Here is a 4,891-nt window from a genome sequence, read left to right as displayed (position 1 = left end):
CGGCGGCCGCGGCGCGACGCAGCTCGGCCAGCGCCGCCTGCGCGCTGGACGCGACCGAAGCCTCGGCGCCAAGGCCCAGGAGCTGTCGCAGCAGGATCTCCCGGTTGAGCGCGAGATCGTCCACCACCAGCACGCGGAGCCCCTGCAGCGCGACGGTCGCCTCGGTCGGCGGCGAGGCAACGTGCCCGACATGGATCGAGAAACGGAATGCGCTGCCCCCGCCGGCGCGCTGCGCCGCCGAGATGCTGCCGCCCATCTCCTCGACAAGGCGGCGGCTGATCGCAAGGCCGAGACCGGTGCCGCCGAATCGCCGGCTGATGGAGCTGTCGCCCTGCGTGAAGCGGTCGAACAGCATCGGGATCTGGGCGGGATCGAGGCCCGGCCCGGTGTCCAGCACGCTGCAGAACAGGCGCCAGCCGCGACCATCGGGGTGGGCATCGAGGGTCACCTCGATCCAGCCGCTTTCGGTGAACTTCACCGCATTTCCGACGAGGTTGAACAGGATCTGCCGGAAGCGCGCGGGATCGCCCATCGCGCGCGCCGGCAGGTCGGGCGCGAGAGAGCAGACGAGTTCCACGCCCCGTTCCGACGCGCGCGGCGCGAAGAGCTCGAGGATGGTGCCGAGTTCCGTCTCGATGTCGAAGGGAATCTCCTCCCGCTCCAACGCGCCGGATTCGAGCTTGGAGAAGTCGAGGATGTCGTTCAGCACCACCAGAAGGTGTTCGGCCGAACGCTGCAGGGTCTCGGCGTAGCGGCGCTGGAGCGGATCCAGGCGGGTGTCGAGCAGCAGCCCGGCCATCCCGATCAGCCCGTTCATGGGCGTGCGGATCTCGTGGCTCATCACCGCGACGAATTCCTGCTTGGCATGGATGCCTGCCCTGGCCGCGGCCTCGCTCTCGGCGAGGCGCGCGCCCTGCGCCCGCAGCTTCTCGGTCTGCCGCAGGACAATGAAGAGCGCGAGCAGGGCCACGGCGGCTATGGTGGTGAGCCCGAGTGCGGTCGCCATGTTGCGCTGTTCCGCCTCGGCGAATGCGACGCGCGCGGGCTGCGAGACTTCGACCACGATCGGGCCGGTGGCGGTGACGGCGAAGCTGGCGAAGGCCGGCACGCCGTTGCTGCCGAGCCCGGCCTGGGTCGCCCGTTCGACCCGCGGCAGGTGGTCGCGGAACATCCAAGCGTCGTCGTTGCGCCCGCCGATGCCCTCGGCGCCACCGGCGGCGCTGGCCAGCAAGGTCCCGCCGAAGCCGAAGAATCTCACCTCGACGTCGAAGGACTGCGCGGCGCGCTGGCCGATCACGCTCAGCTGGTCGGGATTGAGCAGGGCGATCACCGCACCGCGGAAGCCGCCATTCGCCATCTGGATGGGACGTGCCAGCGGGATGGTCCAGCGCCCGGCCTGCGCCACGCTGCGGCCAGGTGGGCCGGGGAAGCGCCCGGGCTCCGGGTCACCGACCACCATGCGCTCTTCTTCGGCCGCAAGGCCGTACAGCCAGGGTCGGGCGACCAGATCCTGCCCGACGAGCGCCTCCACGGTCGCATGCGTCACGCGGCCGAGCAGGTCCGTGACAAGCAGCGCGCGGATCTGCGGCAATTCGCGCAGCCGCCGTTCCATGCGCTGGCTGTCCCAGGGCTCGGAGCCGCCAGCGGCCCGTTCGGCCATTTCGATCAGCACGAGATCCGCGACCTCGAGCACGCGGTTCACCTCGTCGGTCACGCTGCCGGCCACGCCGCCGACGATGCGGCGCGCGTCGTGCTCGGCATCGCGGCGCCTCTGGTCGCTCAGGAACAGCTGGAGGATGATGCAGGCAATGATGAGTGCAACCGATAGAACGAAGCCGAGGCGGGGCGCGCGCAGTCGCGCGGCTGGGCGCCTCGCGGGCGGAAGGGATGAGGCCATGCGAACCTGGCGACGAAGCTTCGCGTCCATGTCGGCCGCGATCATGGCAGCAGTGGCCCTGCTTTGGGAGGCTCCGGCCGTTGCGCAACCGGCGGCGCCGGCCGCTGCGGACACGCTCTCGGCGGTGCGGGCCCGCAGCGAGCTGCGCGTGTGCATCTGGCCGGTCTATTTCGCCATCAGTTATCGGAACCCGCGCAACGGCGAGCTCGAAGGCATCGACATCGACCTGGCGCGGGACTTCGCAAGGCGGCTGGGCGTCCGGCTGGCCTTCGTCGAGACGAATTTCCGCGACTTCATGGACCGGCTGGAGCAGCGCGCATGCGACGTCGCGATGTTCGGCGTGGGCATCACCCCGCAGCGGGCCGCGCGCGTCGCCTTCAGCGAACCCTACCTCGCCAGCGCGGTCTATGCGGTGACCACGCGCGACAATCGCATCATCCGCGGCTGGGACGACCTGGACCGCCCGGGGAACAGCATCGCCGTCGCTGCCGGGACGTTCATGGAGCCGCTGATGCGCGAGACGCTGCGCAACGCCACGCTGGAAGTCGTGGCCCCGCCCCGAACCCGCGAGGCGGAGCTGCAGGCCGGTCGGGTGGACGCCTTCATGTCGGACTTCCCCTACACCCGCCGGATGGTGCTGATGCACGACTGGGTGCGCATCGTCGAGCCGCCAGGCCGCTTCGGCGAGACACGCTACGCCTTCGCCGTGCCGCGCGACGACCCGGCCTGGCTGGCGGCGGTGAATGCGTTGCTTTCGGAGGCCCGCGCCAACGGCACGCTCGCGCGCGCGGCGGAGCGCCACGGGCTCACCCCCATCCTGCTGCGCTGAAAGCGTCCTGGCCGCGTGGCGGCGGTCGGGTGCCATCGCGTGCCGTGGCCGCGCGATGATGCCCTGCGGGTTGGTCCGCCGGGTCAGGCGGGCACGGAGGAGAGCCTGAGCGACCGTTCGGGAAAACCGGACGGGTCGGATCGCCGGTCTTTTCCGCCGCCGCCCGCGGCGGCCAGGCTCAGAAGGCGACGGCGGTCAGGATTATTGGTGTTCATCTGGCCATAACCTCGTTCGTCACGTGCGCGCCGGCCTCGTCGCAGCCGGCACCGTGTCGGGCCGGGATCTCCTCGGCCTCGACAGCCTTCGCCCTCAACGCAGGCTGTTCTTCTGGATCGCCCCGCCCTTCATGATCAACGCAAGGCTTTCCGCCGGCCTGGTCAGGATGTTGATGTCGCGCAGCGGGTCGCCGTTGATGAGCAGGATGTCCGCCAGCGCGCCTTCCTCGATCACGCCGAGCTTCCCCGGGCTGTAGCGGCGCGACAGCCCGAGCAGCGCGCCCGAATTGGCGGTCGCCTGGCGCAGCACCTCGAAGGGCGTGAACCAGCGCGTGCGCAGGACGAATTCCTCGTTCATGCGCGCGAGCGCCGCGGGGTCGGTGATGATGTCCGTGCCGAAGGCGATCCGGTCGAAGCCGATCCGCTTCGCGATGGTGAACATGTTGTCGATGCCGGCATAGGCCTCGCGGTGCTTGGCCGCCTGGTCCTCGGTGTAGCCGTTCGGGATGAAGGTGAAGACGATCACCTGCGGCGACAGCCACGCGCCGCTCTCCTGCACGACGCGCATGGTCGGCTCGTCGATCAGGTTGCCGTGCTCGATGCTCTTCACGCCGTTCTCGACCGCGCGGCGGATGCCCGGCGGGTTGTAGACATGCGCCATGACGTAGGTCTGGAAGTCCTCGGCCGCCTGGACGGCGGCGCGGATCTCCTCCGCCGTGAACTCGATGACGTCGAGCGGATCGGAGTAGGATCCGGTGCCGCCGCCGACCGCGATCTTGATCTGCGTCGCACCCATCCGCATCGACTCGCGGACGGCCTTCAGCACCTCCGGCACGCCGTCCACCACCGCCATGTCGCCATAGGCCATCAGCGTGCTGGGCTGGCCGCCGACCAGCGCGGGGCCCTGCGCGGGCAGCCGATGGTCCGCATGGCCGCTGGTCTGGGAGATCATCGGGCCGCAGGGGAAGATGCGCGGTCCCAGGACGATGCCGCGGTCGATCGCGGTCTTGAGGGAGAAGGTGTTCCCCGCGGCGTCGCGGACCGAGGTGAACCCGTTCATCAGGTAGGTGCGCACCGTCTGCGTCGCGACATAGGCGAAGTAGCGCGTGTCGGAGGTCAGCAGCTCGGGCGCCGACATCTGCATCATCAGGTGCTCATGCGCGGCGATGAAACCGGGCGACAGCGTGCGGCCCGCGGCGTCGAACGCTACGGTGCCCGCCGGCGCGTCGATGCCGCGGGCGATCCGGCGGATCACCTGGCCCTCGATCAGCACGTCCATGCCCTCGATCAGGTTCGGGGCGGTCCATTGAAGATGCGCGCATTGCGGATCAGCGTCGGCGGCGCGGGGGATGTCTGCGCGGCAGCGCGGGTCGAGACCAGGGCGGAGATGGCCACCGCCGAAAGGCCGAAAATGTCACGACGGCGAGGTGAAATCAGGCTGCTCATGCCTCGTCTCCTGGCTCGGGTCGGTGCGACGCCACGATAACTCTGGGAATTGTGGGGAGGTAAAGAGAATCTCATCCGCTGGCCGGCCGGCGGATAGGCCGGTCGGGCCTTCGCATTGCGGATTGCGCCTCCGACATGCGCGAAGAGCAGCCTGACCCACCACGGCACCAAGCGCACTATCACGGACCCGGCCGGCTGTTCGCATAGTTCGCAACGCATAGGGAGGGGTGCAGCATGGGTAGCTGCACCCCTCTCCGATAACTCAGGCGTGCGTCTTTACGGCAATCGCCGCTTCGTGACCTGCACTGCCAACGGCGCCGCGGCGAGGTCCACCGTCGAGGCGCTGAAGTCACGCGCGGTCGCGCCCACGCTGTTGTTAGCAGGCTGGGGAAATTCGCGGCCGGAGGCTTGGTTTTCCTGGTGTGTGCGGTGAGCAAGCGGTCTCTTGCGGGCTGCTCGGTGCGGTTTTCGGCGCCGTCCCGCCGCGATTTATCGCGCCAGGTC

General features: G+C 69.5%; 4 protein-coding genes. 1 reads left to right on the top strand and 3 read right to left on the bottom strand.

Features of this window, described 5'->3' with window-relative positions:
* A partial coding sequence (locus tag AC1MIR_RS27555) for a sensor histidine kinase (RefSeq protein ID WP_480031363.1) occupies positions 1-1,726 on the bottom strand: 1,726 nt, incomplete at its 3' end.
* A 199-nt stretch (positions 1,727-1,925) separates the two neighbouring features.
* On the opposite strand from AC1MIR_RS27555, the gene AC1MIR_RS27550 reads away from it, so the two are divergent.
* Positions 1,926-2,726 carry a substrate-binding periplasmic protein gene (locus tag AC1MIR_RS27550; protein ID WP_480031362.1) on the top strand — a complete coding sequence of 267 codons (801 nt, stop codon included), beginning with the start codon at positions 1,926-1,928 and terminating at the stop codon, positions 2,724-2,726.
* A 309-nt stretch (positions 2,727-3,035) separates the two neighbouring features.
* Here the strand turns inward: AC1MIR_RS27550 and AC1MIR_RS27545 are convergent, their stop codons facing one another.
* Both AC1MIR_RS27545 and AC1MIR_RS27540 read right to left on the bottom strand, forming a co-directional pair.
* Positions 3,036-4,220 carry a metal-dependent hydrolase family protein gene (locus AC1MIR_RS27545; protein ID WP_480031361.1) on the bottom strand — a complete coding sequence of 395 codons (1,185 nt, stop codon included), beginning with the start codon at positions 4,218-4,220 and terminating at the stop codon, positions 3,036-3,038.
* Between the two features lie 8 nt (positions 4,221-4,228).
* Positions 4,229-4,387: a hypothetical protein gene (locus tag AC1MIR_RS27540; protein ID WP_480031360.1), complete on the bottom strand. Its 159-nt coding sequence runs from the start codon at positions 4,385-4,387 to the stop codon at positions 4,229-4,231.
* Positions 4,388-4,891 lie beyond the last annotated feature (504 nt).

It is taken from the genome of Falsiroseomonas sp. RANM36 (genome assembly GCF_056682175.1).
The sequence above is the reverse complement of the archived record's forward strand: the minus strand, read 5'-3'. Positions and strand labels throughout refer to the sequence as shown.